18 protein-coding genes are annotated in these 25,459 nt (G+C 72.0%); 9 read left to right on the forward strand and 9 right to left on the reverse strand.

Annotated elements, in window-relative coordinates:
- Nucleotides 1–14: 14 nt before the first annotated feature.
- A complete protein-coding gene (locus ACFWYW_RS03745; protein WP_379609501.1) occupies nucleotides 15–797 on the forward strand; it encodes a GNAT family N-acetyltransferase in 783 nt (260 codons plus the stop codon).
- Nucleotides 798–883: 86 nt separating this feature from the next.
- On the opposite strand, the gene ACFWYW_RS03750 is transcribed toward ACFWYW_RS03745, so the two are convergent.
- Nucleotides 884–1,114, reverse strand: coding sequence for a hypothetical protein (locus ACFWYW_RS03750; RefSeq protein WP_379609502.1), 231 nt, complete (start codon nucleotides 1,112–1,114; stop codon nucleotides 884–886).
- Nucleotides 1,115–1,360: 246 nt separating this feature from the next.
- Between ACFWYW_RS03750 and ACFWYW_RS03755 the strand changes: the two genes are divergently transcribed.
- On the forward strand, nucleotides 1,361–3,415 hold the full coding sequence (locus ACFWYW_RS03755) for a type IIA DNA topoisomerase subunit B (protein ID WP_379609503.1): 2,055 nt from the start codon (nucleotides 1,361–1,363) through the stop codon (nucleotides 3,413–3,415).
- A gap of 257 nt (nucleotides 3,416–3,672) precedes the next feature.
- On the opposite strand, the gene ACFWYW_RS03760 is transcribed toward ACFWYW_RS03755, so the two are convergent.
- The 3 genes from ACFWYW_RS03760 to ACFWYW_RS03770 form a co-directional block, all read right to left on the reverse strand.
- Nucleotides 3,673–4,632, reverse strand: coding sequence for an N-acetylglucosamine kinase (locus ACFWYW_RS03760; protein WP_379609504.1), 960 nt, complete (start codon nucleotides 4,630–4,632; stop codon nucleotides 3,673–3,675).
- Nucleotides 4,629–5,888: a 6-phospho-beta-glucosidase gene (locus tag ACFWYW_RS03765; protein ID WP_379609505.1), complete on the reverse strand. Its 1,260-nt coding sequence runs from the start codon at nucleotides 5,886–5,888 to the stop codon at nucleotides 4,629–4,631. The genes ACFWYW_RS03760 and ACFWYW_RS03765 overlap by 4 nt, the downstream gene beginning before the upstream one ends.
- Nucleotides 5,889–5,962: 74 nt before the next feature.
- Nucleotides 5,963–6,787 (reverse strand): TauD/TfdA family dioxygenase, encoded by an 825-nt coding sequence (locus ACFWYW_RS03770; protein ID WP_184974407.1) that lies wholly within the window; start codon nucleotides 6,785–6,787, stop codon nucleotides 5,963–5,965.
- Between the two features lie 85 nt (nucleotides 6,788–6,872).
- Here ACFWYW_RS03770 and ACFWYW_RS03775 point away from each other — a divergent pair, with 85 nt between their 5' ends.
- Together ACFWYW_RS03775 and ACFWYW_RS03780 are read left to right on the forward strand one after the other, a co-directional pair.
- Nucleotides 6,873–9,383, forward strand: coding sequence for a DNA topoisomerase (ATP-hydrolyzing) subunit A (locus ACFWYW_RS03775; RefSeq protein ID WP_379609506.1), 2,511 nt, complete (start codon nucleotides 6,873–6,875; stop codon nucleotides 9,381–9,383).
- Nucleotides 9,384–9,502: 119 nt separating this feature from the next.
- Nucleotides 9,503–12,538 (forward strand): glycoside hydrolase family 3 N-terminal domain-containing protein, encoded by a 3,036-nt coding sequence (locus tag ACFWYW_RS03780; RefSeq protein ID WP_379609507.1) that lies wholly within the window; start codon nucleotides 9,503–9,505, stop codon nucleotides 12,536–12,538.
- Here ACFWYW_RS03780 and ACFWYW_RS03785 read toward each other — a convergent pair.
- Entirely contained in the window at nucleotides 12,535–12,921 is a 387-nt protein-coding gene (locus tag ACFWYW_RS03785) for a VOC family protein (RefSeq protein WP_379609508.1), read from the reverse strand. The genes ACFWYW_RS03780 and ACFWYW_RS03785 overlap by 4 nt on opposite strands.
- A gap of 40 nt (nucleotides 12,922–12,961) precedes the next feature.
- Nucleotides 12,962–13,270, reverse strand: a complete 309-nt coding sequence (locus ACFWYW_RS03790; protein WP_379609509.1) for a hypothetical protein — start codon at nucleotides 13,268–13,270, stop codon at nucleotides 12,962–12,964.
- Between the two features lie 138 nt (nucleotides 13,271–13,408).
- Between ACFWYW_RS03790 and ACFWYW_RS03795 the strand changes: the two genes are divergently transcribed.
- From ACFWYW_RS03795 to ACFWYW_RS03805, 3 genes are all read left to right on the forward strand, one after another.
- Entirely contained in the window at nucleotides 13,409–13,903 is a 495-nt protein-coding gene (locus ACFWYW_RS03795; RefSeq protein WP_379609510.1) for a beta-class carbonic anhydrase, read from the forward strand.
- A 77-nt stretch (nucleotides 13,904–13,980) separates the two neighbouring features.
- Nucleotides 13,981–14,871 (forward strand): glycerophosphodiester phosphodiesterase, encoded by an 891-nt coding sequence (locus ACFWYW_RS03800; protein WP_379609511.1) that lies wholly within the window; start codon nucleotides 13,981–13,983, stop codon nucleotides 14,869–14,871.
- 168 nt (nucleotides 14,872–15,039) lie between these two features.
- The gene (locus ACFWYW_RS03805) at nucleotides 15,040–17,124 is read left to right on the forward strand and encodes a RecQ family ATP-dependent DNA helicase (protein WP_379609512.1); all 2,085 of its coding nucleotides are present in this window, start codon (nucleotides 15,040–15,042) and stop codon (nucleotides 17,122–17,124) included.
- On the opposite strand, the gene ACFWYW_RS03810 is transcribed toward ACFWYW_RS03805, so the two are convergent.
- The gene (locus tag ACFWYW_RS03810) at nucleotides 17,121–19,946 is read right to left on the reverse strand and encodes a BTAD domain-containing putative transcriptional regulator (protein WP_379609513.1); all 2,826 of its coding nucleotides are present in this window, start codon (nucleotides 19,944–19,946) and stop codon (nucleotides 17,121–17,123) included. The two genes, ACFWYW_RS03805 and ACFWYW_RS03810, sit on opposite strands and share 4 nt — an antisense overlap.
- Before the next feature lie 228 nt (nucleotides 19,947–20,174).
- On the opposite strand from ACFWYW_RS03810, the gene ACFWYW_RS03815 reads away from it, so the two are divergent.
- A complete protein-coding gene (locus ACFWYW_RS03815) occupies nucleotides 20,175–21,275 on the forward strand; it encodes a HesA/MoeB/ThiF family protein (protein ID WP_379609514.1) in 1,101 nt (366 codons plus the stop codon).
- Nucleotides 21,272–22,489: a hypothetical protein gene (locus ACFWYW_RS03820; RefSeq protein ID WP_379632170.1), complete on the forward strand. Its 1,218-nt coding sequence runs from the start codon at nucleotides 21,272–21,274 to the stop codon at nucleotides 22,487–22,489. Before ACFWYW_RS03815 ends, ACFWYW_RS03820 begins: the two co-directional genes overlap by 4 nt.
- Here the strand turns inward: ACFWYW_RS03820 and ACFWYW_RS03825 are convergent.
- Together ACFWYW_RS03825 and ACFWYW_RS03830 are read right to left on the reverse strand one after the other, a co-directional pair.
- Entirely contained in the window at nucleotides 22,440–23,240 is an 801-nt protein-coding gene (locus tag ACFWYW_RS03825) for a hypothetical protein (RefSeq protein ID WP_379609516.1), read from the reverse strand. The two genes, ACFWYW_RS03820 and ACFWYW_RS03825, sit on opposite strands and share 50 nt — an antisense overlap.
- Complete coding sequence (locus tag ACFWYW_RS03830) at nucleotides 23,237–25,453, reverse strand: hypothetical protein (RefSeq protein ID WP_379609517.1); 2,217 nt, start codon at nucleotides 25,451–25,453, stop codon at nucleotides 23,237–23,239. Before ACFWYW_RS03830 ends, ACFWYW_RS03825 begins: the two co-directional genes overlap by 4 nt.
- Between the last annotated feature and the right edge of the window lie 6 nt (nucleotides 25,454–25,459).

The following is a 25,459-nucleotide window of genomic DNA, read 5'->3' on the forward strand; positions in this document are numbered from 1 at the left end:
ATATCGTGCCGTTCATGGCTTTTGTCATGGATTTTCGCAGGTTGGTGCACGAGGCGTGGCCGGCGTTCGAACAGCACGAGCGCGACGGGTGGGTCCTGCGATACGCCGGTGGCGTCACCGATCGGGCGAACTCGGTATATGCCCGGAATGTACCTGAGGACATGGACGCGGCACTGCAATACGCGGAAAGGTTCTACGCCGAGCGGGGCCTGAAGCCCGTCTTCACGGTCGGCGATCCCGGCCTCGACCGGGTCCTGGAACGGCGCGGCTACCGGCGTACGCGGCCCGTCCTGGCCATGGTCGCCCGCCTCGCCTCCCCGCCCGAGACGCCCGAGGAGCCCGAGCTGCCCGAGGCCCCCGCGCACGCCGTGCGGATCGAGGACGAGCCCTGGGACGCCTGGATGGACGCCTGGTGGTCCGTGGACGGCCGCTACGCCGACCGGATCGGCGACGCGCGGCGCATCGTGACCGGGGTGCCCGCCTGGTACGCCGCCGTCGAGCGGGACGGCGTGCCCCTGGCCGTGGGCCGCGGCGTGCCGCAGGGGGACACGCTCGGGATCTACTGCATGGCGACCCTGCCCGCCGCCCGCCGCCGGGGGCTGGGCCGCAGTGTGATCAGGGCGCTGGTACGGCGCGCCGTGTCGGCCGGGATCTCGTCGGCCTACCTGGTGGTCACCGAGGCGAACGAGAACGCCAGGGAGCTCTACCGTGGCGAGGGCTTCGAGGTGGCCGGGGAGGGCTACCACTACCGGGTGGGCGAAGTTCTGGGGGCGCCGGGCCGTACACAGGGGTCCTGAAACAGCACGACGCGGCGCCCCTCGCCTGAAGGGGCGGCCGCGTCGTGCGTCACGCTATATGTGGTTATCTCGGAGCGAGTGCTGGGTCAGCGCTCACTGTCGGGGGCAATTGAAGGGGTTTCGCTGAGTCGGGCCGATTCGTCCAGGATGTCGGCGCCCTTCTCGCGCAGTGCCGCCACGTGCTGTCGCCCATGGTGGGCGCAGAACAGCAGCTCCCCACCAACCGGCAGGGTCGCACGAATGTAGGCCTGGGCACCGCAACGGTCACAACGGTCGAGGGCCGTCAGCGGCTTAACGGGGGCGAGAGCTCCAGTCACGTATCGCCTTTCTGGTCACCCCCGCCGAAGCGAGGATCTGGCGCAGTCACTTGAGACAACATCTAACCGGACCTGGACGTTCCCAACCGGCGCGTCGCTACGCCGAGAGCGGAATGTGTCCGAAAGTAATGATGATCAGCCGGTTGGTAACGGCAAACGTGCCGGGATGGCAAGCTTGTACGCGCGTCAGCGGGAAGAACGGTAAGCTACGCACACGTGTTCGATGGCTAGACCAGAGGAGCGGGAGTGACGGTAGTGGAGGCGGGTTACACAGCTCGTCACCTGTCGGTGCTTGAGGGCCTCGAGGCCGTCCGCAAGCGCCCTGGCATGTACATCGGGTCCACCGACAGCCGCGGTCTCATGCACTGCCTCTGGGAGATCGTGGACAACGGCGTCGACGAGGCGCTGGGCGGTCACTGCACCCGTATCGAGGTCGAGCTGTTCGAGGACGGCTCCATCGAGGTGCGTGACGACGGCCGCGGCATCCCGGTGGACATCGAGCCCAAGAGCGGGCTTCCCGGCGTGGAGCTCGTCTACACCAAGCTCCACGCGGGCGGAAAGTTCGGCGGCGGCTCCTACGCGGCCTCCGGCGGACTCCACGGCGTGGGCGCCTCGGTGGTCAACGCGCTGTCCTCGCGCCTGGACGTCGAGGTCGACCGCGACGGGCAGATCCACCTGATCAGCTTCAGGCGCGGCGTGCCCGGCGTCTTCGACGGCGACGGCCCCACGGCCAAGTTCAAGAAGAAGTCCGGCCTGCGCGACGGCGGCAAGCTGCGCAAGAAGGTCACCGGCACCCGGGTGCGCTTCTGGGCCGACACCCAGATCTTCCTGGCCGAGGCCGAGGTCTCCATCGACGAGATCCACGTACGGCTGCGCCAGACCGCCTTCCTCGTGCCCGGCCTGACGCTGGCCCTGATCCACGACGGCCAGACCGAGGAGTTCCGCTTCGACGGCGGCATCTCCGAGTTCACCGAGTTCCTGGCGCGCGACGAGGCCGTCTGCGAGGTGCAGCGGCTGCAGGGGCTCGGCCACTTCCACGAGACCGTCCCGGTCCTCGACGACCAGGGCCACATGACCCCCACCGAGGTCCAGCGCGAGCTGACCGTCGACGTGGCGGTGCGCTGGGGCAAGGGTTACGACTCGACCATCCGCTCGTTCGTCAACGTGATCGCCACCCCCAAGGGCGGCACGCACGTCACCGGCTTCGAGCGCGCGCTGGTCAAGACGCTCAACGAACAGTTGCGCGAGACCCGGCTGCTCAAGAACGGCGACGACCCGGTCACCAAGGAGGACATCCTCGAAGGCCTGACCGCCGTCGTGACCGTCCGGGTGCCCGAGCCGCAGTTCGAGGGCCAGACCAAGGAGGTCCTCGGCACCTCGGCGGCCACCCGCATCGTCTCCCACGTGGTCTCGCGCGAGCTCAAGGCGGTCTTCACCAACCCGCCGCGCGGCATGAAGCAGCCGTTGCGCGCGATGCTGGAGAAGATCGTGGCCGCCGCGAAGGCCCGCATCGCCGCCCGCGAGCACCGCGACAACCAGCGCCGCAAGAGCGCACTGGAAAACTCAGCGCTGCCCGCCAAGCTGGTCGACTGCCGCAGCGACGACGTCGACCGCAGCGAGCTGTTCATCGTCGAGGGTGACTCCGCCCTCGGCACCGCGAAGCTGGCCCGCGACTCGGAGTTCCAGGCGCTGCTGCCGATCCGCGGCAAGATCCTCAACGTGCAGAAGGCGTCCGTCGCCGACACGCTGAAGAACGCCGAGTGCGCCGCGATCATCCAGGTGGTGGGCGCCGGGTCCGGCCGCTCCTTCGACCTGGAGGCCGCACGCTACGGCCGTATCATCCTGATGGCCGACGCCGATGTCGACGGCGCCCACATCAGGACCCTCCTGCTGACCCTGTTCCACCGCTACATGTGGCCCATGGTCGAGGCCGGGCGCGTGTTCGCCGCCGTGCCGCCGCTGCACCGCATCGAGCTCACCAACCCGGGCCGGGGCCAGGACAAGTACATCTACTGCTACACCGACACCGAGCTGCACAAGGTCCTGCGTGATCTCGAACGGCGCGGCAAGCGGTGGAAGGACCCGGTCCAGCGCTACAAGGGCCTGGGCGAGATGGACGCCGACCAACTGGCCGAGACCACGATGGACCCGCGCCACCGGATCCTGCGCCGGGTACGCATCGAGGACGCCGAGGCGGCCGAGGGCATCTTCAACCTGCTGATGGGCAGTGACGTGGCGCCACGGCGCGAGTTCATCGTCAGCAGCGCGGCCGAGGTCGACCGCGACCACATCGACGCCTAGCCACCACGGGAAAGCCGCCGCACAGCACGTGCGGCGGCTTCGGCATGCGCCCCCCAGGCCGGGCGCTGCTCCCAGGGCGGACGGCTGTCCCAGGGCGGGCGCTGGTCCCAGCGGGCGGTGGGCCTGTGGGCCCTGGGCGGGCGGCTGTCCGGCGGGGGCGGCCGTCCCAGGGCGGGGTGGTGGTCCCAGAACGGGCGGTGGGTCCTGGGCGGGGCGGCTGTCCGGCGGGGGCTGCCGTCCGGACGGCAGCCCCCCGGTCAGAACTGGGCGCGGAGGCGGGTTTCGGCTTCCTGAGTGGTGCCGAGGGCGTCCAGGCCGTTCAGTGCCGCGCCCACGATGGGCGGGGTGTCGGTCACGAGGGGCTTGGCGGCCGGGGTGTGCTTGACGAAGCGGGCGTCCAGCAGCTCCATCAGCAGCGGGTGCCTGGCCCGCAGCACGCCGCCGCCCAGCACCACCTCGGTAGGCGTCTCCAGCAGGTCCAGGCGGGTCAGGCAGACCCTGGCCATGCCGACGATCTCGTCGGCCATGCGCGTGACCAGGCCGGTCGCGATCTCGTCACCGGCGGCGGCCACCTCCAGCAGGCCGGCGGTCAGTTCCAGCAGGCGCAGCGGGTCGAGGCGGCCGAAGTACACGTCGAGCGCCACCTGCTCGACCGTGGGTGCGTCGAAGTGGGTGGTGACCAGGCCGGCCAGGGCGGTGGGGCCGCCGCGGCCGTCCTCGGCGCGCGCGGCGTGCCACATGACCTCGTTGGTGAGCCCGACGCCGCCGCCCCAGTCGCCCACCAGCGGTCCGATCGCGGGGAAGCGGGCCACCTGCCCGGTGGGGGAGACGCCGACGGCGTTGATGCCGGCCCCGCAGACCACGGCCACGCCGGACGGGCCTGAGGCCCCGGCGCGCAGCAGGGCGAAGGTGTCGTTGCCGACCACGATGTCGCGGGCGAAGCCCCTGGCGCCGAACTCGGCGGCCAGGGCCTCCTCTTCCGCCGGCAGGTCGGCGCCGGCCAGGTAGGCGGCCATCCGGTCGGCGTACGGCGGGGCCGCGCCGGGTCCGAGCGCCTGCCGTACCGCGTCTTCGAGGACGTCGGCGGCGGCGGGGACGCCGGCGCTCTGCGGGACGAACGGCCCGCCCCGCCCGCGCGCCAGCACGGTGCCGTCGGAGGAGAGCACGAGCACGTCGGTCTTGCTGTTGCCCCCGTCGACGGCGAGCAGCGTGCTCACGGCTTCACCCACGGCAGGTGCGCGGCGTTGGCCTCAAGCAGCAGGTCGGTGAGTTCGCCCGCGACGGCTTCCTGGCCGATCAGCGGGTGGGCGAGCAGCGCGTTGCGCACGCGGTCGGCGCCGCCGTGGATCGCGGCGTCGAGGGCGAGGCTCTCGTAGGCGGAGACGTTGGCGATCAGGCCGGCGTAGAGGGGGTCGAGCGGGTCGATGGGCAGCGGGACGGCGCCGGTCGCGGTGATCGTGGCGGGCACCTCGATGACCGCCTCGTCCGGCAGGAACGGCAGCGTGCCCGCGTTGCGCGTGTTGACCACCTGGACGTCGCCGCGGTCGCCGAGCAGGGAGGCGATGAGCGCGACGGCGGCCTCGGAGTAGAAGGCGCCGCCCCGTTTGCCCAGGAGTTCGGGCTTGGTGTCGACGGCCGGGTCGGCGTACATCTCCAGGAGCCGCGTCTCCATCGCGGCGACCTCGTCGGCGCGCGAGGGCTTGGTGCGCTGCTCGGCGACGACGATGTCGTGGGCGTAGAAGTAGCGCAGGTAGTAGGAGGGCACGACGCCCAGGCGGGCGAACAGCTCCGGCGGCAGCCCGATGTTGTCGGCGATCTCCTGGCCGTGCTCGGCCAGCAGGCGGGGCAGGACGTCCTCGCCGTCGAGGTAGACGGCGCGCTCCCACGTGAGGTGGTTCAGGCCGACGTGTCCGAGGCTGACCCGGCCCGGCTCGACGCCGAGGTAGCGGGCGAAGGTGCGCTGGAAGCCGATGGCGACGTTGCACAGGCCGATCGCGCGGTGCCCGGCGTCGAGCAGGGCGCGGGTGACGATGCCGACCGGGTTGGTGAAGTCGACGATCCAGGCGTCCGGGGCGTGCTCGCGCACCCGCTCGGCCAGGTCGAGCACGACCGGGACGGTACGCAGCGCCTTGGCGAGGCCGCCGGCGCCGGTCGTCTCCTGGCCCACGCAGCCGCACCGCAGCGGCAGCGTCTCGTCCACGTTGCGGGCGGCCTGGCCGCCGACCCGCAGTTGGAAGAGGACGGCCTGCGCCCCGGCCACGCCCTCCTCGACCGAGGACGTGGCGACGACCTTCGCCGGATGCCCCGCTCGCGCGAGCATGCGGCGGGAGACGCCCGCGACCAGTTCGAGGCGTTCGGCGTGCGGATCGATCAGCGCGATCTCGGTGATCGGCAGATCATCGCGCAGGCGGGCGAACCCGTCGATCAGTTCCGGCGTGTACGTCGAGCCGCCCCCGACAACGGCGAGTTTCACCCTGACTCCCAGCTTATTAGGAAAGTTTCCTAACTCATTCTAGGGTCAAGGGCGCCCTTGGGGGAAGGGGGCTCCTAGGCGCCGTCCTGGTGTTCGGGGAAGGCGTTGACGGTGACCCGGTGCATCCGGCGGCGCTCGGTGTAGTCGGCCACCGCGTAGTGCTGGGTGGGCCGGTTGTCCCAGAACGCCATCGTGCCCGGCCGCCACCGCAGGCGTACCTGGTACTCGGGGGAGCGGATGTGGTCGATGAGCAGCGGTAGCAGCGCCTCGTTCTCCCGGTCGGTCAGCCCGGCCAGGCGGGTGGTCGAGGCCCGGTTGACGAACAGCGCCTTGCGTCCCGTCTCGGCGTGGGTGCGGACGACCGGCCGCTCGATCGGCGGCCACTTGGCCTGGATCTCCTCAAGGTCGAAGGGGTGTCCCTTGGAGATGGCCTTCTTCATCGACATCGTGATGTCGTGCACGGCCGTCAGCTCGTCGCACAGCCGCTGCAGGGACGGCGACAGCGTCTCGTACGCCAGGTAGGTGTTGGCCCAGCAGGTGTCGCCGCCGACGCTCGGCAACTGGACGCAGCGCAGCAGCGAGCCCATGGGCGGCGTGGGCTCGAAGGTGTTGTCGCTGTGCCACTCGTCGCCGCCCTCGCCCTTGGGGTCGGTCTGGTCCAGCACGTGGATCGGGCTGCTGGAGTCCTTCTTGAACGCCGGATGGTTGAGCGTGCCGAAGTTCAGCGCGAACTGCAGGTGCTGGTCGTCGTCGATGTGCTGGTCGCGGAAGAACAGCACGAGGTGGCGCAGCCAGCCTTCGCGGAGTGTGGCCACCTCTTCCGGCGCCAGCGGCTTGCGCAGGTCGACCCCGGTCACCTCGGCGCCGATGTGCTTGGTCACAGGGTGAAACTCAATCATGGCCTGAACGTACGTCCCAAGCAACTGCTTGGTCAAGATACTCGTCTGGCCATTGAGTCGCGGACACCCCCGATCCTCCGTCAAAATGTTCGACATGGCCCGACGCACCACGACCCCGCCTCCGGAGGACTTCGAGGAGAGGATCGTCGACATCGACGTCTCCTCCGAGATGCGCACCAGCTTCCTCGAGTACGCCTACTCGGTCATCTACCAACGCGCGCTGCCAGACGCGCGCGACGGTCTGAAGCCGGTGCAGCGCCGCATCCTCTACTCCATGAGCGAGATGGGGCTGCGCCCCGACCGCGGGCACGTCAAGTCCTCGCGCGTCGTCGGCGACGTCATGGGCAAGCTCCACCCCCACGGCGACTCCGCGATCTACGACGCGCTCGTGCGCCTGGCGCAGCCGTTCTCGATGCGGCTGCCGCTCGTCGACGGCCACGGCAACTTCGGCTCGCCCGACGACATGCCGGCCGCCATGCGCTACACCGAGGCGAGGCTGGCTCCCGCCGCCATGCTCATGGTGGAGTCGCTCGACGAGGACACCGTCGACTTCAAGCCCAACTACGACGGCCAGGAGACCGAGCCCACGGTCATGCCGGCCGCCTTCCCCAACCTGCTCGTCAACGGCACCACCGGCATCGCCGTCGGCATGGCCACCAACATGGCCCCGCACAACCTCGGCGAGGTCGTCGCCGCCGCCCGCCACCTGATCAAGAAGCCGGACGCCTCGCTCGACGAGCTGATGCGGTACGTGCCCGGCCCCGACCTGCCCACCGGCGGCTCGATCATCGGCCTGCAGGGCATCCGCGACGCCTACGAGAGCGGCCGCGGAACCTTCCGCATGCGCGCCAAGTGCACGGTCGAGCAGATCACCCCGCGCCGCAAGGGCATCGTCGTCACCGAACTGCCCTACGCCGTCGGCCCCGAGCGCGTGGTCACCAAGATCAAGGACCTGGTGACCAGCAAGAAGCTCCAGGGCATCGCCGACCTGAAGGACCTCACCGACCGGCACAAGGGCCTGCGCCTGGTCATCGAGATCAAGAACGGCTTCGTCCCCGAGGCCGTGCTGGAGGAGCTCTACCGGCTGACGCCGATGGAGGAGACCTTCGGCATCAACAACGTGGCGCTCGTCGACGGCGAGCCCCGCACGCTCGGCCTGCGCGAGCTGCTCCAGGTCTACGTCGACCACCGCATCACGGTCGTGCGCCGCCGCTCCGAGTACCGCCGCCGCAAGCGGCAGGAGCGCCTGCACCTGGTCGACGGCCTCATCATCGCGCTGCTCAACATCGACGAGGTCATCCAGGTCATCCGTTCCTCCGACGACTCCGGTCAGGCCCGCCAGCGCCTGATGGACGTCTTCGAGCTGACCGACATCCAGGCCGCCTACATCCTCGACACGCCGCTGCGCCGCCTGACCCGCTTCGACAAGCTGGAGCTCGACAGCGAGAAGGAGCGGCTGAGCGCGGAGATCGCCGAGCTCAGCGAGATCCTCGGCTCCGAGGCGCGGCTGCGTCAGGTGGTCTCCGGCGAGCTGGCGGAGGTGGCCAAGAAGTACGGCACGCCGCGCCGTACCGTGCTGCTGGAGTCGGCCGGAGTGGCCCGCACGCCGGTGGCGTCGCTGATGATCGCCGACGACCCGTGCCTGGTGCTGCTGTCGTCCACCGGGCTGCTGGCCCGTACCCCCGACGCCACGGCGCTGCCCGGCGAAGGCGAGCGCACCGCTCACGACGTGCTGGTCTCGGCGGTGCGAAGTACGGCGCTCGGCAGCGTCGGCGTCGTCACCTCCGAGGGCCGCATGGTCCGCGTGGCCGTGGCCGACCTGCCCACGCTGCCGCCCTCGGCCAACCCGCCGTCGTTGTCCGGCGGGCATCCGGTTGCCGAGTTCATCACGCTCGACTCCGGCGAGAGCGTCGTCGGCCTGGGCTCGCTCGACCCCGACAGCCCCGGCCTCGCGCTGGGCACCGCGCAGGGCGTGGTCAAGCGGGTCGTGCCCGAGTACCCGGGCAACCGCGACGACTTCGAGGTCATCACGCTGAAGGACGGCGACCAGGTGATCGGCGCCGTCGAACTCGACTCCGAGGACGCCGATCTGGTCTTCGTCACCTCCGACGCGCAGATGCTCCGCTTCTCCGCCTCCTCCGTACGCCCCCAGGGCCGGCCGGCGGGCGGCATGGCGGGCATCAGGCTCGACGGCGACGCCAGGGTCATCTTCTTCGGCGCCGTCGACCCGTCCCGCCCGGCCCAGGTGGTCACGGTCGCGGGATCGGCCACCGCCCTGCCCGGCACCCAGGTGGGCGGCGGCAAGGTCTCCGACTACGCCGAGTTCCCCGCCAAGGGCCGCGCCACCGGCGGCGTACGCGCCCAGCGCTTCCTGAAGGGCGAGGACGTCCTGCTGCTCGCCTGGGTCGGCCCCGCTCCGGCCAAGGCGGTCTCGGCGACGGGCAAGCCCATCCCGCTGCCCGAGGAGATCAGCCGCCGCGACGGCTCCGGCCTGCGCCTGACCCACACGATCGGCGCGGTGGGCGGCTCCCTGGCCGCCGACGCTCCGCCCGCCACGCAGCCCCCCGCCCAGGCGGGAGCCGAAGAGCTGTTCTGATCCGCCCGGCTTTGCCCTCACCCGAGGGCAAAGCCCGGTCAGAAATCAGAGAGAGCGCTCTCTAGCCTGGCTTGGCGATTCGGGTCACTATGGGGTCTCGTCGAGATCCTGGAGGCGTCGTGACCCCCCACGGCCGCAGAACGCGCTTTCTCGCACTCTTAGCCCTGCTGGGCGCCACGCTCTTGGCCGCCCCCGCGCAGGCGGCGGCGGAGCCGCTGGACGTCACCGACTTCGAGTCCGACACCGTCCCCGCGGGCGTCTACCCGTGGGGCAACGACGCGGCCTCCACGCCCCGGCTGGCCATCGCCGCCGCGCCCGACCGGCCCGGCGCGGCGAGCACCAACCGGGCCCTGAACGCCGAGTACACCGTCAGCCAGTGGGGCGGCTGGTCACACGACCTGGCCGCCACCCAGGACTGGTCGCCCTACTCGGGCTTCTCCTTCTGGGTCAAGGGCACCGCCTCGGGCCAGCGGGTGTTCTTCGAGGTCAAGGACGGCGGCGCCGGCGCGGGCAGCGCCGAGCTGTTCGAGTCGTCCTTCACCGACGACACGGCGGGCTGGCGGCAGATCCAGGTCCCGTTCGCCGGCTTCGTCCGGCGCGGCGACTACCAGCCCGGCGGCGCCCCCACCGACGGCGAATTGGACCTGGTCGCGATGTGGGGGTACGCGATCCGCTTCCCCACCGCGTCGGGCACCCTCGTCTTCGACGACGTCCAGGTGTACGGCACCGCGCCCCCCAGACCGGTCAGGCTGAGCACCGACGCCCCGGTCTACCCCGTGAACGAGAAGGGCGGCGCCGAGGTCAAGGTCACCGTGACCACCGCCGACGGCAAGCCGCTGCCCGCCGACGCCAACGTCACGTACCGGACCGGCGCGGGCACCGCCACTCCCGGCCAGGACTACACCCCGGCCGACGGCGTGCTCACCTTCCCCGCGGGCACCGCCTCCGGCACGGCCAAGGCGTTCACCGTCAGGACGCTCGCCGACCGGCAGGCCGAGGTCGCCGAGACGATCCCGGTCGTGCTGTCGGGCGAGGGTGTCAGGCCGCCCGCCGACGAGCCCGCGATCGTGGTCAACGCGCACGGCCTGCCGTACCTCGACAAGGGCAGGAGCGTGAAGGAGCGGGTGCGTGACCTGCTCGGGCGCATGACGCTGGCTGAGAAGGCCGGGCAGATGACGCAGGCCGAGCGCGGCGCGCTGGGCAAGCAGGACGACATCGCCGAGTACCTGCTCGGATCGCTGCTGTCGGGCGGGGGCTCGGCGCCGTCGGTGAACACGCCCAAGGGCTGGGCCGACATGGTCGACGGGTTCCAGTTGCGCGCGCGGCAGACCCGGCTGCAGATTCCGCTCATCTACGGCGTGGACGCGGTGCACGGGCACAACAACGTGATCGGCGCGACGATCTTCCCGCACAACGTGGGCCTGGGCGCCACGCGTGACCCGGCCCTGGTGGAGAAGACGGGTGAGATCACCGCCAAGGAGGTCAAGGCGACCGGCATCCCCTGGGACTTCGCGCCGTGCCTGTGCGTCTCGCGGGACGAGCGGTGGGGGCGCGCCTACGAGTCGTTCGGCGAGGACCCGGCGCTGGCCGGCCGGATGGCCACGATCGTGGACGGCCTGCAGGACCACGGCGTGCTGGCCACCGCCAAACACTACGTCGCCGACGGCGGCACAACCTACGGCACCTCCTCGACCGGCGACTACACCATCGACCAGGGCGTCTTCACCGGAACCCGGCAAGAACTGGAGGCGCTGCACCTGGCGCCGTTCGCCGAGGCGATCAAGCGGGGCGTGGGCAGCGTCATGCCGTCCTACTCCAGCGTCGGCCCGACCAAGATGCACGCCCACCGCGAACTGATCACCGACGTGCTGAAGGGCAGGCTCGGCTTCAAGGGCTTCGTGATCAGCGACTGGGCGGCGATCGACCAGATCCCCGGCGACTACCCGTCCGACGTGCGCACCTCGATCAACGCCGGGCTCGACATGATCATGGTGCCGCACGTGTACCCGCAGTTCGTGGCCGCGCTCACCGCCGAGGTGACCGAGGGCCGCGTCACGCTCGCGCGCGTGGACGACGCGGTGAGCCGCATCCTGACGCAGAAGTTCCGGCTGGGACTGTTCGAGCGCCCCTTCGCCGACCGCTCGGGCCTGGCCGCCGTGGGCTCGCCCGGCCATCGAGCGCTCGCCCGTACGGCCGCCGCCAAGTCGCAGGTCCTGCTGAAGAACGACGGCGCCGTGCTGCCGCTGCCCCGGACCGCCAAGGTGTACGTGGCCGGGTCCAACGCCGACGACGTCGGCAACCAGTCCGGCGGCTGGACGATCAGCTGGCAGGGCGCCTCAGGACCGACCACGCCGGGCACCACCATCCTGGAGGGCATCCGCGGCCGGGCCTCCTCCGTCACCTACTCGGCCGACGCCTCCGCCCCGACCGCCGGTCATGACGTGGGCGTCGTGGTCGTGGGCGAGACGCCGTACGCCGAGGGCATCGGCGACGTCGGGCGCCAGGGGCGCACCCTTGAGCTGTCGGCTGGCGACAAGGCGGCGGTCGCGTCGGTCTGCGGCGCGCTGCGCTGCGTCGTCGTGGTGGTGTCGGGACGGCCGCTGCTGCTCGGCGACCTGCCGGGCGTCGAGGCGGTCGTGGCCGCCTGGCTGCCGGGGACCGAGGGGGCCGGGGTGTCGGATCCGATGTTCGGCGCGGTGCCGTACACGGGACGGCTGCCCTTCACCTGGCCCGCCTCGATGGAGCAGGTGCCGATCAACGTGGGAGATCCGGTGTACCGTCCGCTGTTCCCCTATGGGTTCGGGCTGCGCACCGATCGGGCGCGTACGCGGCTGGCGGCCCTGCGTGAGCAGTTGAGCAGGGGTGACGGGCTGTCCAAGGCGGCCGCTGCGGTGCTGGGCGCGGTGCTGCCCGAGCGCCACTGGAACGCCGACGGGTCGGTGCGCGACGGCCGTACCGTGCTGCGGGCGGTGGGTGTGGCCGCCGCGTTGCTGGAGAGGTCGCGTACCGACACCTACGCGCACGGCGACGCGCTCGTCTCGGTGGCCAGAGATCCGGCGCAGGCGGCCGGCCACGACCCGGCGGCGCAGGCGCTGGCCGACCAGGCGCTCGCGGCGGGCGACCTGACCGGTGCCGTGAAACTGCTCGCGGGCTAGTCCGAGGTCTCGCCCACGCACAGGCAGAACGGGTGACCGGCCGGGTCGAGGAAGACACGGAAGGTGTCGTCCTCGCTCGGCTGGTACTCGTGCTTGCGCGCGCCGATCTTCAGGACCTGCTCCTCGGCGACGTCCAGGTCGTCGACGGTGACGTCGAGGTGGAACTGCTGGGGCCGGGCGGGGTCCGGCCAGTCCGGCGGCTGGTGGTCCTCGGCCAGCTGGAAGGCCAGCCGGGCGGGCGGGCCGCCGTCGGTGACGACCACCCAGGTCTCGTCCTCCTCGCTGACGACACGCCAGCCGAGCAGTTCGGAGTAGAAGCGGGCCAGCTCGATGGGCGAGGGGCAGTCGAGCACGGTGGTGCGGAATCTGGCGATGCCTGTCATGCCCAGACTTCTACCTCATCCTCGGCGCCCGACACCTGGCTCACGCGGTGACGGTGGCGGGCAGGGCCAGCAGGAGCTCGTGGGGCTCACCGGCCTGCCAGTCGCGGATCAGGCGGGCCCCTGCCTCGCCGGGGTCGAAGTCCTCGCAACCGAGCGGGCCGTAGCAGCCGGCCTTGTCGAGCATGGCGATCAGCGGGTCGTCGTCGGGCAGGCTGGCCGCGTACGCGGCCGCGTCGAAGAGCGCGAGCGCGCCGCGGGCGTTCCTGCCCTCGTCGTTGGACTCCACCCGGTCGAGGCGGCGGCGCGCCTGGGAACGCAGATAGGCGGCGAGGGTTTCTGACCGGCTCACGGCAACCTTCTCAATCACTCACGTGCGGCTACAGCATCATCACAAAGAGTAAGGGGTGATCGTGGGATGTTCGCCAACTTCACCCTGCCGGGCACCCCGGAAATACTCATGAAACGCGTGTGCGGCATCATCTGACTCATGAGTGAATTCGACGACCTGCTGGCCGACAACGCCAAGTACGCCGCCGGCTTCACCGGCTCCGACCTCACCGGAAGCGCGGCCCGCGGGCTCGCGGTGGTGACGTGTATGGATTCGCGCATCGACCCCTTGGGGCTGCTCGGCCTGGTGCCGGGCGACGCCAAGATCCTGCGCAACGCCGGTGCCCGCGTCACCGACGACGTCCTGCGCACCCTGGTGCTGGCGGTCTTCCTCCTGGGCGTCGAGCGTGTCCTGGTGATGCCGCACACCGACTGCGGCATGTCCAAGGTCTCCGACGACGACGTGCACGCCCTCGCACAGAAGCAGGGCGTGGACACCCGCAGCCTGGAGTTCCACACCGTCCCCGACCAGCGGGAGGCCCTGCGGCACGACCTGACCCGGATCAGGACCACCCCGTTCTTCCCGCACCCGCTGCCGGTGGGCGGAGCGATCTACGACGTCCACACCGGGAAGCTGCAGCCCGTGGAGCTCTGACCTGGACAAATGCCCTATTCGACCGCTACGGCATGTCCTACCGGGCAAAGATCGCCGGATGCGCTCGAATAGGGATCATGTTTGATCCGGACCCGCTGATCGTGGCCCATCGAGGCGCTCCCAAGGTGGCGCCCGAGAACACCCTGGCCGCCTTCCGCGCCGCCGGCACCGCCGGCGCCGATCTCTACGAGCTGGACGTCCACCAGACCCAGGACGGCCACCTCGTGGTCATCCACGACGCGTCGCTGGCCCGCACCACCGACGTCGAGCAGGTCTTCCCCGACCGCGCCCCGTGGCGGGTGCGGGACTTCACGCTGGAGGAGATCAGCAGGCTGGACGCCGGGACCTGGTTCGACCAGAAGTTCGCCGGGGAACGGGTGCCGACGCTGCGCGCCGTCCTGGAGGCCATGAAGGGCGGCCCCGGGCTGCTGCTGGAGGTCAAGCACCCCGCCGACGCGCCCGAGGTGGCCGAGCGCCTGGCCGGGCTGATGGCGCTCGCGCCGCCGCTGACGATCGTGCAGAGCTTCGACTGGCAGTTCATCAAGAAGTTCCAGGCCAGGGGAGAGCGGGCGGTCCTCAGCAGGTCGCCGGCCGCGGCCGAGCTGACCGACATCGCCGAGTACGCCGAGTACGTGAGCGTCAAACACCGCGCCATGACCCCCGCCTACGTCCGCCGGGCGCACCGGCTGGGTCTCAAGGTGCTCGCCTTCACCGTGAACCGGCGCCCTGCCCTGCGCCGGGTCGTCGCGGCCGGGGTGGACGGGCTGATCACCAACCGGCCCAAGGCGCTGCGGCGGGCGCTGGAGACCCACGTGTGCTTCACCGCGCCGCCCGAGCTGGTCTCCATGACGAACAGGCGGGTCTGCCCTCCGGAGACGCCCGCTCCCACGGCTCCGGCGCCGGTGCCCACACCTGTGGTGGGGACCGGTCTGCCTCTTGTGACCAGGCCTGTCGTGCCGTTGCTCTGACCACTTCGGGGGCCGGCGGGGCGCGCGTCACGGCGGCCCGCCCCGTCTCGCCGGAGGAGCGTCTCCCTGGACGGGGGCCCGCCCCGTGCGGCGGGTGGGGGTGGGGTGGCTGGGCCGTAACGAGGAGTCGATGTGATTTCGTCGGCGCGGACTGGTAACAAGGACAGCATGTTTGACGACACCGCCGCGCTGCGCGAAGAGGCCGAGACGCGACTCAGGGCGCTCGCGGGGGACCACGCGCGCCTCAGAGACGACCAGTGGTCCGCCATCGAGGCGCTCGTCGTCGACCGCAGGCGGGTGCTGGTGGTCCAGCGCACGGGCTGGGGCAAGTCGGCGGTCTACTTCGTGGCCACCGGGCTGCTGCGCGACCTGGGCGAGGGGCCCACGGTCATCGTCTCGCCGCTGCTGGCGCTCATGCGCAACCAGATCGCCGCCGCCGAGCGGGCCGGGATCAGGGCCGTCACCATCAACTCCGCCAACCCGGAGGAATGGGGCCGGATCTACGAGCAGGTCGCCGACGGCCTGGTCGACGTGCTGCTGGTCAGCCCCGAACGGCTCAACAACCCCGACTTCCGCGACAACGTCCTGCCCGAACTGGCCGAGAGCGCCGGGCTCGTCGTGGTCGACGAGGCCCACTGCATCTCCGACTGGGGCCACGACTTCCGGCCCGACTACCGGCGGCTGGCGACGCTGTTCGAGGAGCTGCCGCCCGGCATCCCGGTGCTGGCCACGACGGCCACCGCCAACGCGCGCGTGACCCGCGACGTCGCCGAGCAGATGGGCGAGCAGACCCTGGTGCTGCGCGGGCCGCTGGAGCGCGAGAGCCTCCACCTCGGCGTGGTCAAGCTGCCCACGGCCGAGCAGCGGCTGGCCTGGCTGGCGCGGACCCTCCACGAGCTGCCCGGCTCCGGCATCGTCTACACGCTGACCGTCGCCGCCGCCCACGAGATCGCCGGCTACCTGCGCGAGCAGGGCCACGAGGTGGCCGCCTACTCCGGCCAGACCGACCCGGCCGAGCGCCTGGCCGCCGAGGAGGCACTGCTCACCAACAAGATCAAGGCGCTGGTCGCCACCAGCGCGCTCGGCATGGGCTTCGACAAGCCCGACCTGGGCTTCGTCATCCACGTCGGCGCGCCGCAGTCGCCCGTCGCCTACTACCAGCAGGTCGGCCGGGCCGGGCGCGGCGTCGAGCGGGCCGAGGTGATCCTGCTGCCCGGCACCGAGGACCGCGACATCTGGGCCTACTTCTCCTCGCTGGCCTTCCCGCCGGAGCAGCAGGTACGCGCGACGCTGGCCGCGCTGGCGGAGAGCGGCGGCGTGCTGTCCACGCCCGCGCTGGAGAGCCGGGTCGACCTCAGCCGCAGCCGCCTGGACATGATGCTGAAGGTCCTCGACGTCGACGGGGCCGTGCACCGGGTCAAGGGCGGCTGGGAGGCCACCGGCGAGCCCTGGGACTACGACGCCGAGCGCTACTCGCGCATCGCCGCCGAGCGCAAGGCCGAGCAGGACGCCATGCTCGCCTACCAGAGCACCGGCGAGTGCCGCGAGGAGTTCCTGCGCAAGCTGCTCGACGACGAGGCCGCCAAGCCGTGCGGGCGCTGCGACAACTGCACCGGGCAGCACCGCTCGGCCGAGATCGGCGCCCAGGCGGTCGAGTCGGCCCGTCAGCGGCTCGGGCGGCCCGGCGTGGAGATCGAGGCGCGCAAGCAGTGGCCGACGGGCCTGACCGACCTGTCCGGGCGGATCAAGCCCGAGCTGGGCGCCGAGCCGGGGCGCGCACTCGGGCGGCTGACCGACATCGGATGGGGCAACCGGCTGCGCGAGCTGTTCGCCGGCGGCGACGCGGCGGTCTCCGACGAGATGTTCAAGGCCGTGGTGCAGGTGCTGGCCGCGTGGGAGTGGCGCGAGCGGCCGGTGGCCGTGGTCAGCGTGCCGTCGGGCTCGCGGCCGGCGCTGGTGCGCGGGTTCGCGGAACGGCTGGCGCAGGTCGGCCGGCTCACCTACCTGGGCGAGCTGGGCTACCGGGCGGGCTCGCCGGGCAGCCAGTTCAACAGCGCCAAGCGGGTGCAGGCGATCCGGGCGACGCTGGCGATGCCCAAGGAGCTCGGGGCCGCGATCGCCGCGTGCGGCGGTCCCGTGCTGCTGGTGGACGACCGGGTCGACACCGGCTGGACCATGACCCTGGGCGCCGCCCTGATCCGCCACGCCGGCGCCCCCGCCGTGCTGCCGTTCGTTCTGGCCACCACGTCCTAGGCGCGCCCGGCGGTGGCCAGGGCGGCGCGGGAGCGGGCGATCTCCTTGAGCGTGCGCACCCGCCAGGTCGGCTCGCCCAGCGGGCCGAGCAGGGCGGCGCAGGTCAGGAAGTGGCCGAGGGCCGCCTGTTCGTCCCCGCGCCACCGGCGGGTCTCGCCCAGCGCGAACTCGGTCAGCGCCTCCCCGTGCACGTCACCGGCGGCGGCGAACATCCTGCCGCACTCGGCCAGCATCGCGGTGGCCTGCTCGAAGTGGCCGAGCGCCGCGTGCGCCTCGCCCAGGCGGCGTAACGTCATGCGCTCGCCCTTGGCCCAGTCGAGTTCGCGGGCCAGGCGCAGGCTCTCCTCGTAGTGCTCGATGGCGCTCTCGACCTTGCCCATCTCGAATCGGGCGATGCCGAGGCCGCGCAGGAGATCGGCGTGGTACTGGGCGTTCTGGGCGCCGCCGGTCAGCACGAGACCGAGCTCGCACACCTCGGCCGCCTCGGGCCAGCGGGCCTGGTGCAGGTGGATGACGGACATGGCGATCCAGGCGTTGGCCAGGCCGTTGGTGTCGCCGTACTCGAGGAAGCGGTCGGCGGCGAGGGTCGTGTGGGCGAGCGCGCGGCCGAGGTCGCCCGCGGCGGCGGCGCAGGTGCCGAGCATGGTGAGGGCGTAGGCGGCCTCGTGCTGGTCGCCGTCGGCTTCGGCGGCGGCCAGGAGTTCACGCAGTTCGGCCCCGACCTCGCGGTGCCGGCCCCGGTCGAGGCCGACGTCGACGCGCATGAGCCGCAGGCGGCGGGCGGTCTTGCGGTCGGCGCCGGCGCTGACCGCGCTGAGCAGGCGGTCGGCGTCGTCGTGGAAGCCGCGGATGGTCAGGAACGGCGTGATCACCTCGGCCAGCCGGGCGGCCATGGACGGTGCGGCGGCCTGTGCCACGGCCAGCAGCGTCTTGCGCTCGGCCAGCAGCCAGGCGCGGCGGCGCGGCCCGGCGGGCGGCGTGCGGGGCAGCGCGTCGGGCGCCGGGGGCACGAGCGGCAGCGGCAGTTCGGTGGTGGCGGCCATCAGGCGCTCCAGCGACTCCTGTGACAGGCGGCGCAGCGCGTCGGCCTGCCCGTCCACGGCCAGTTCCCTGGCGAAGTCGCGCAGCAGGTCGTGCATCCGGTAGCGGGCCTGCCCGGCGCCGTCGATCTCGCTGGCGGTGATCAGGCCGGCGGTGGCGAGGTCCTCGACCGCCTGGTCGGCCAGGCGGGGTGGCTGGCCGAGCAGCGCCCGCATCGACCAGTCGGCCACGCTGTCGAGCCCGGTCACGCCGAACATCAGGAACGCCCGCCTGGCCGCGATCGACAGCGGCGCGAAGCCCATCGCGTACGTGCTGCGCACGTCGAGCCGGCCGTAGCGCAGCTCGTCGAGGCTGGCCGAGGAGATGCGCTCGGCGAAGTCGGCCAGCGGCCAGGCGGGCCGGGTGGCCAGGCGCGCTCCGGCGATCCGGATGGCCAGCGGCAGCCGCCCGCAGACCCGCACGATCGTCTCGGCCGAGTCCGGGGCGGCGGCGACACGGTCCCGCCCGGCGATCCCCGCCAGCAGCCGCTGCGCGTCCTCGAACGGCAGCACCTCCAGCGGCACCGCCGTCGCACCGGGCAGCGCGGCCAGCGGGCCGCGGGAGGTGACGATCACCGCGCTGCGCGGCGTGCCCGGCAGCAGGTGCTGCACCTGCAGCTCGTCGCGGGCGTCGTCGAGCACGACCAGCACCGCCCGGTCGGCGACCCGCGCCCGGTACATCGCCGCACGGTCCTCCGTCGCCGCGGGCAGCATCTCGCCGTCGACACCGAGCGCCTTGAGCAGCTCGGCGAGGGCGTCGCCGGGGTCCATGCCGCCGAGCCTGGCGAACAGCTGCCCGTCCGGATAGCGCTCACGCACCCGATGAGCCGCGTGTACGGCCAGCGTGCTCTTGCCCGTCCCCGGCGGCCCGGATACGACGACGATGGCCGGGGCGGACCCGCCCATGTCCAGGGCGCCGGTCACGGTGGCCAGCTCGACGGCCCGGCCCACGAAGTCGCCCAGGTCGGCGGGGAGCTGGCACAGGCCGGTCCAGGCGGGGGCGGCCCGCCGTACCGGAGGGTGGGCCTGTTCGCCGGCGAGCAGCGCGCCGTGCAGCTCGCGCAGCTCGGGGCCGGGCTCCACGCCGAGCTCGTCGACGAGGATCTTGCGGGCGCGGATGTAGGCGTCGAGCGCCTCGGCCCGCCGGCCGGCGCCGTGCAGGGCGAGCATGAGCTGGCGCCAGGGGCGTTCGCGCAGGGGGTCGGCCTCCAGCCGGGCGTACAGCTCGGCGATCAGTTCCTGGTGGTGGCCGAGCGCCAGCCGTACGTCGGTCCAGTCGGCGCGGGCGCGGTCGGCCTGCTCCTCCAGTTCGGCGATGCGGGCGGCGAGGGTGCGCGCCAGCGGCGCGTCCTCGGCGGGGCGGCCGCGCCACAGCCGGAACGCGCGCTGGAACAGCACGTGCGCGGCGGCCAGGTCGTCGCGGGCGGCGTGCTCGCGGGCCCCCTGTACGGCTTCGCCGAAGGCCAGCAGGTCCAGCCGCCCGGGGTCGGCGCGCAGGCGGTAGCCGGGCTCGCACGTCTCGACGTCGATGGCGGCGCGGCGGATCTGGGAGACGTAGGTCTGCAGGTTGGACACGGCCGAGCGCGGCGGCCGCTCCCAGACGGCGGCGATGAGCCGGTCCCTGGAGACGATCTGGTTGGGGTGCAGGAGCAGCGCGCTGAGCACGGCGCGCGGCTTGCGGGGGAGCTGGACGGAGCCGCCGCCGCCGGAAATGAGAAGAGGTCCGAGGATACCGAATTCCACATGAACCTCCAGTTATGGGGGCGTCAGTGGTGACTTTATGGCGTTTTTGTGGCGCTGCACAGGACTGTTGATCACGTAGAGACGCGGGGAAGGGAGGTTCGCATGAAGATCGAGGTTCGCAAGGTCGAGGCCGTCAAGGCCACCGTTCGGGACGCCTGATTCACCGCGATCGGGCGAGGACGGTGCTACCTCGCCCGATCCGCTCTGACCGTCCTTCGAGGAGAGGCTGTGCGAGTCGTTCTGAAGGAATGCGCCTGGGAGTCCCTGGGCGAGGATCTCGTCCTGGTGCACGATCCCCGGGAGGCGCTGACGCTGGCCGACCCCGGCGGCCAGGTCGCCGCCCTCCTCGACGAACTGGCCAAGGGCCCCGCCACCGCCGCCGGGCTGTCGGCCGCGCTGCGGGCGCGCGGGGTCGAGCTGAGCGAGGACGACGTCGCCGACGGACTCGACGGGCTCGACTCGCTCGGGCTGCTGGAGGACGCGGGCGAACGCTGGCTCGGCGACCCGGAGGCCGACGAACGCCACTTCTCCACCATGACGTTCCTGGGCGCCTTCTCCGGCCTGCGCGTGTCCAGGGCCGAGATGATGCGCAGGCTGCGCCGTTCCCACGTGCTGGTGCTCGGGGCCGGCGGCGGGGGATCCTCGGTCGTGCAGTCGCTGGCCGGCCTCGGCGTCGGCAGGCTGACCATCGTCGACCGCGACGACGTCGCCCCGCGCAACTTCGCCCGCCAGTTCCTCTACCGCCACGCCGACATCGGCAGGTCCAAGGTCGAGCGGGCCGCGGAGTGGGTACGCGAGTACGACCCCGCCATCGAGGTACGCGCCGTCGACCGGTGGATCGCCGGACCCGAGGACCTCAAGGACCTCACCGACGGCGTCGACCTCATCGCGGGCGGCCTGGACGGCGAACCCGGCGCCCACCTGTGGGTCAACGAGGCCGCCCTGCGCGCCGGCATCCCGCTCGTGGCCGGCGGCATGGGCCGTACGCAGCTGATGTACTGCTCCGTCGACCCCGGCAGGAGCCCGTGCCTGCTGTGCGACGAGTCCGACCGGCCCGATCCCAGCTCGCCCACCTCCGGCGGCGTCGCCCAGCGGCTCAGCCAGGGGCTCCAGCTCAACAACGCGCTCATCGGCCCCATCGCCGCGCAGATGGGCTCGCTCATCGCCTACGAGGCGCTGCGCTACCTGACCGGATTCGAGCCGCCTCGGGCCGCGGGGGCGCGCGTGATGCTCGATCTCAGGACGGGACTGGTGCCGGTGTGGGAGCCGTTCCCGGCCGATCCCGGCTGTCCGGCCTGCGCGCTCGCCCCGCGGAGAGGCACCCCATGACCCAGACCGTACGGCTGCGCCCGCTGAGCCTCGTCGAGGAAGGCGAGGAGGTCCTGGTCGGCGACCCCGAATCGGGCACCTTCATCACCATCCCCGCGGTCGGCGGCGTCGTCATCTCCGCCCTGCAGCGCGGCGCCACCACCGAGGAGGCGGCGCGCGAGGCCGAGGCGTTCGCCGGCGAACCCGTGGACGTGCCCTCCTTCGTCGAGGTACTCCAGGAACTCGGCTTCGTCGACGACGGCGAACAACAGGAGGCGCCCAAGACCGCACCCATCCAGGGCAGACGCTGGCTCGGCGGCGTACGAGAGGAGCACGTCAGGCCGTTCTTCGGCCCGGTCGCCTGGACGATCTACGCCGCCTGCGCGGTGTTCTGCCTGGCCGTCTTCGTCGTCGAACCACGCCTCTTCCCCCAGCCGGGCGAGGACGCGTTCGTGCTGGCCGACATCGGGCTGAGCGCGCTGCTGCTGGTGCCGTTCTCGATGGCGTCGATGGCGCTGCATGAGGCCGGGCACTGGCTGGCCGCGCGGGCGATCGGCATCAGATCCCGCTTCGGCGTGGACCGGCGCATGATGCTGCTGGTCTTCGAGACCGACCTCACCCAGGTGTGGAGTGTTCCCCGGCGCAGACGCTACGGGCCGCTGCTCGGCGGCATGGCCATCGACGTGGTCACGCTCGCCGTCCTGCTCGGCATCCGCCTGACCGGCCCGCCGCAGCCCGTCGACGACACCCTCGCCGTCTGGGTGTTCGTCAAGCTCACCGGCCTGCTCTGGCAGTGCATGATCTTCATGCGCACCGACCTGTACGCCGTCCTGGTCAACTGGCTCGGCTGCCGCAACCTGTGGGAGGTCAAGTCGCTCATGCTGCGGCGGGCCTTCGGCCGGCTGACCCCGGCCCAGGCCGAGGAGCTGGCCGCCGCCGCACCGGCCGACCTCCGCGCCGCCCGGTGGTTCCGGTGGGTCTGGCTGGCCGGGTTCGCCGGGGTCCTGGCCTGGTTCTGGTTCCTGCTGCTGCCGGTCATCGTCACCGTCCTGGAATGGACCGCCGAGGGTCTCGTGCTCGGCCCGCTCACCGTGACGTTCTGGTACCGGCTCGGCTGCGCCACGCTGCTGCTCGGTCCCGAGACGCTCGCCGCCGCGATGGCCGTGGTCCACTGGGCGGGACGGCTCAGGGCCGCGCGGGGACGGGCGAGAGTGCCACAACCACAGGAAGGCTGAGACCCTCAGGGTCCAGGCCCATCGTGACCAGGCCCCGGCGAACGCCGGGGTGCGGCTCGGGTTCCTCAGGGAAGAGTGTTCTGGCAGAGGCGAACAGCGCCAGCCGCGGCCTGCCCCGCGACCCGCTGTGCCAGGCGACGCTCAGCCCGAGCCGCCGGCCGCGCAGGCGGCCGAGCCCGCCCGGGAGGTGTTCCTCCAGGGCGCGCACGGCCGCCGCGTGGCCGCTCTCCAGCAGCACCGGCAGCAGATCCAGCGGGTCGTCCAGCATCGGCAGCCGGAAGTACAGCTCCGTCTTGCCCGTCTTCGGCTCCGCCCCGGCCATGCGCGGGCGGGCGCCCACCGGCAGCCTCGCCACCACCGCGGCGATAGGCTCCGGCATGGGGTACGGCGGGCCGTCAGCGAGTTCCGCGTACACCTTGAGCCGTCCGTCGGGCTTGCCCCCGATCCACGCCCCGAACCTGGCCGAAGCCACCCGCCCCGGCAGCGGCTCCAGGCAGGGCTGCCCGGCCTCCTCCAGCACGCGCAGCACCTCACCGAGCCGGTCCGCGTCGGGGAACTCCGGCGGCGCCACCTCCGCCGCCCAGCTCAGCCCGTCGGGTCCCGGCGTCAGCTCCACCGGGCAGCCCGAGGGCGTCAGGCGGCTCCACCGCCACGTCACCTCCGGCCAGCGGCCGGCCGCCAGCCGGTCGAGGAGGTCGTCCAGAAGCGGCGGCAGGTCGTGGCCGGCGATCGCGCGCAGGGCCGCTTTCACAGGTGGATCCCGATCAGGGTGTCCACGCCCAGGGCCTGCGGGTGGCGGATCAGCGCGCCGTCCTGGCGGATGATCGTGACCTGGTGGCGGAACTCGCGCCGTGCGGGCTCGACGAGCGCGACGCGCAGGGGCAGCGGGCTCACGGCGCTGCCGGGGATCTCCAGGCGGGCGCGCCGGTGGTAGTTGTTCGCCGGGTCGTCGTACTCCACCTCCAGGAAGGCCATCCTGACCGTGCCCTGCTCGAACAGGGGGAGGGCGAGGATGTCGAGGGAGTCGGGGAAGGGGTCGTTGACCGGCAGGAAGGAGGCGTCGCCGGAGAAGGCCGGGGTGACGCGGGTGGTGCCGTCGCTCAGGTGGTGGGTGAGCTGGGCGGTCCACGACCTTTCCGCGGGCCTGGTCAGGCGCAGGCGCCACTGCTGTGCGGCGTCCTTCGGGCGGACGCGGAAGATGTCGCGGCGCTGGAAGGTGTGGCCGTCGTCGTAGCGCAGGTCCACGTCCACGGCGTCGACGATGCCGGGGTCGATGCGGTTCGGGAAGATCTCCAGCTTGAGGAAGCCGAGGTCGTCCTGGGGGTCGGCCTTGAGCGTGCGGTCCTTGGTACGGCGGGGCGGGACCTGGTAGGAGAGCTTCTCGCCGATCCAGCCGGAGTTGGCGAGGAAGTGGTGCTCCATGCCGACGGTGAAGTCGAGGTCACGGGCGGCGTTCAGGAACGTGGTGAAGCGGGCCGGTCCGGGGGCGGCCTGGGTGAGGCGGAAGTCCTCGGGGCCGTTGCCGCCGTAGTCGATGGCCACGTCGGTGGCGAACAGGCCGATGTCCGCGAAGTCCACGGGCGCGGCCACGTCGACGTCGATCTTCTTGAAGAAGGAGTCGGCCAGATCAACCTTCAGGAAATACGACGATTTGTCGGCCAGATCGTCGAGCAGGAGGCCGACGAAGCCCTGGGGGGCGTAGGTGCGTTTGACGGCCTTGCGGCGTTCGAAGACGAGGGTGACCTTCTTGCGTTCCTCCTGACGGAGGACCTTGAGCTTGAAGGAGACCAGCGCCGGGATGGACGCCGCGCCGCCCTCCTGGGGGCCGGGCGCGGGCCGAGGAGGAGGAGGCGGCGGTGGCGGCGTTCCTCCAGGTGGGCTGCCGCCAGGAGGGCTGCCCCCAGGTGGCGTGCCCCCGGGCGGGGCTCCTCCGGGAGGAGTGCCGCCGGGTGGAGTGCCGCCGGGTGGAGTGCCGCCGGGTGGAGTGCCGCCGGGTGGAGTGCCGCCGGGTGGAGTGCCGCCGGGTGGAGTGCCGCCCGGAGGGGTGCCGCCTGGGGGTGTTCCGCCGGGTGGGGTGCCTCCGCCGGATGGGGTTCCTGGTTTGATGAGCTTCTTGGCCCGGTCGAAGATGGCGTCCAGCCCCTCCGGCTGCGTCGGGCCCTGCAGCTTGCCCAGCGACAGCGACGGCTCGAACCACTTCGACAGCAGGTCGGTCTTGAAGAAGTCGAGCGCCCACTTCTCCGCCTGGTCCCCGGTCCCCTCGAAGTCGATCACCTTGATCGTGATGGCCCCGTTCGCGACCAGTTCCTCGAACCCGGCGTCGATCCCCACCCGCAGCCAGTAGATCTGCGCCTCCAGCCCGGCGGAGAAATGGGTGTAGACGCGGTCAAGGTCCGCGGTGATCTCCACGTGCAGATCCGGGGTCAGCGCCGAGTACGTCAGGTCGTAGACCACCCCGATCGGCGTCAGCCCGTTGGCGAAGGCCGCCTCCAGGATCGTCGCCCCCGCCTCGTCCAGCACCAGGGAGAAGGCCGCAGTCTCCTCCCCGACCAGCGACGGCTTGGCAGAGCCCATGATCCGCGTCACGGGCGTGAACGCGCCGGGCGGCGCCGTGGTCCCGCCGGGCCCCTCCAGGTTCAGCGCCAGGCACCGCACGCTGCCGGCCTCCACCGGCGCCGCCGCCAGCCGGGGGTTCGCCGCCAGCGCCTGCGCCTGACCCAGGATCTTGCTCCGGGTGGCGGCGGGCAGGGTCACCGCCGTCTCCAGCATGAGGAAGCCCCCGCCCTCGATCCCCGCGTCCTTCACGTCGGGCCGGTACTGCAGGAAGCTGAACGCCGCCCGCCCGTCGGAGCGGGTACGCAGCACCACCTCCGTCGCCAGATACCAGAACTGGTCAGGATCGGCGTGGTCGCGGAACACCGTGACCCCGTCGACCTCGAACGTCTGCGACCCCAACTGCAACATCCCGGC

The organism is Nonomuraea sp. NPDC059023 (genome assembly GCF_042740095.1).
Taxonomy (GTDB): Bacteria; Actinomycetota; Actinomycetes; order Streptosporangiales; family Streptosporangiaceae; genus Nonomuraea.